The 2,042-nt window shown below is 61.0% G+C and carries 2 protein-coding genes and 1 pseudogene; all 3 read left to right on the top strand.

Features of this window, described 5'->3' with window-relative positions; genetic code table 11:
- Positions 1 to 379: pseudogene (locus tag NW820_RS05445) on the top strand (hypothetical protein); the annotation flags it as partial.
- Positions 380 to 455: 76 nt separating this feature from the next.
- Positions 456 to 1,226, top strand: a complete 771-nt coding sequence (locus NW820_RS05440; protein ID WP_011433685.1) for a peptidylprolyl isomerase — start codon at positions 456 to 458, stop codon at positions 1,224 to 1,226.
- 106 nt (positions 1,227 to 1,332) lie between these two features.
- A partial coding sequence (locus tag NW820_RS05435; RefSeq protein ID WP_414406898.1) for a HEAT repeat domain-containing protein occupies positions 1,333 to 2,042 on the top strand: 710 nt, incomplete at its 3' end.

The raw sequence follows: 2,042 nt of genomic DNA, 5'->3' as shown, positions 1-2,042 counted from the left end.
TGATGTGGATGAAAACCCCAAAGCTCCACCTGAGGATTCTGCAAAGGCTGTCTTGGTCGAACCGGCAAAACCGCCGACTGTTGCCGCTCCTCTTGCTTCAAGAGGGGCTGGTCTTCCCTCTCCCCCCAGGGTACCTGCGCCTCCGGTGCCAGCGCGGATCCCACCCCAGCCTCTGCCGCAGATGAAGCTGGTGGGATTGATCCACGATCCAGGTGCCCCCAAGGCTCTGATCTTGATCGACAACGTAGTACGTCAGGTGGCTGTTGGCCATGCGGTAAAAGCAGAGTGGCGGGTTACCTCCATCAGCCCCTACGGTGTGAGGGTGAGCAATGGCGCTCAAAGCGTTACCTTGCAGTTGGGGCTGTCGCAGCGGATCTGAATCACCTGGATAGGGATCCCTGCTGGGTTGAGCAGCGCCTGGAGGGTGGGAGATTGGATTGAAGGAGAAGGGGCAGATGAAATTCGCCAAGCTGGGGCGAATGAGCCGCTGCAGAGTGGGAGTGGGCTTAGTTCTGGGATACCTCTGTCTCGGGCTGTTGGCTTGTCGCAGTACACCCCCCTTGTCAGAATCCCCCTCTGGGATCCCGGCGGCCTATGCTAGCCGCCCGCAACTGCAAGGGAAGGCAGTGGTGGAGATGGAGGTGCAAACTGCTGAGGGGGTAGGCAAGGTGATCTTGGCGATCCACGGGGAAGCGGCACCCCTGACCGGCGGCCAGTTCGTGGATTTGGTTCAGCGGGGCTTTTACAATGGCCTCACCTTCCATCGGGTGGAAAAGGATCCGCAGCCTTTTGTGGTGCAGGGTGGGGATCCCCGTGGTGACGGTACAGGGGGTGCAACAGAGCCGGGGAGCAACCGCCTGCGCACCATCCCCCTGGAAATTCAGCTGCGTGGGGAACCCTACCCCCGCTACAACACCTTGATCCAGGATCCCGCTGCTCTGAGTAAGTTGCTCTTGCCCCATCGTTTGGGGGCGGTGGCCATGGCCCGTTCTAGCCCACTTGACTCAGCCTCTTCCCAGTTTTACATCACCCTCTCTGCTCTGCCGATTTTGGACGGGCGCTATGCCGTGTTCGGCTACGTCACCGAGGGGATGGAGTGGGTGGAGCGCATCCAGGTGGGAGATGTGATCCGCTCGGCGCGGGTGTTGGAAGGAGCGGACTTGCTTAGGGTGCCGGGATCCCAACCGGAAAGAGCAGATCAGATGGAGGATCCCGGCAGTTTATGATGGGCAGCAACTCTGCTGCTGGTTTGGTTGTTGTGGCTCTGGCTTTTGCCTTGAGGAAGGGCAAGTTTTGCCCTCGTCCCCTCCGCCAACACCTGGGCACCCTTTCATGCAAGAAGACGCTTTTTCCCCCCTTGAGCCCCTAGACGAGCTGCCACCTCACTCACCGCCGGAGGTGGATGTGGAGCTGATGCTGCAGCAGTTGCAGGATCCGGATCCCTATTTGCGGATGCAGGCGGCCCGCGCCTTCTGTGAGATCGAAGAACCCCGCGCCGTTAAACCCCTGCTGGCCCTAGTCCGGGATCCCTGCCCGTTGGTGCGGGTGGGAGCAGCCTATGCCCTAGGTCGGAATCCGGATCCCGCTGAGGTGGAGGTGCTGATCGAGGGCTTGCGCTGGGATTGGAACGGCTATGTGCGCAAAGGCTTGGTGTGGGCGTTGGGCAATGCCAAGGATCCGCGGGCGTACCCGGTGTTGCTGGAAGTGTTGGCCGGGGATATCGCGGCAGTGCGATTGTGGGCTGCCAGTGCCCTCGGACAATTGGCTCAGGCGCAGGCGTTGCCCGGCCCGGCATTGGATGAGGTGGTCGCAGCTCTCTGCCGGGGCTTGGCTCAAGATCCAATCGCAGCGGTACGCGGCAACTGTGCCTGGAGCTTAGGGATCCTGGGGCAACAGGTGAAACTGGCTCTCGAGGATCCCATTGTTTACACGATGCTAACAAGGCAATTGCTGACCAGCGCCAGTCGCGATCCCGATTGGGGGGTGCGGGATGACGCGCGGCTTGCCCTACAAAAGTTGGCGGATCCCGATTTGCTGGAGCA

It is taken from the genome of Synechococcus sp. R55.7 (genome assembly GCF_047461955.1).
In the GTDB taxonomy this organism is placed as follows: domain Bacteria; phylum Cyanobacteriota; class Cyanobacteriia; order Thermostichales; family Thermostichaceae; genus Thermostichus.
The sequence above is the reverse complement of the archived record's forward strand: the minus strand, read 5'-3'. Positions and strand labels throughout refer to the sequence as shown.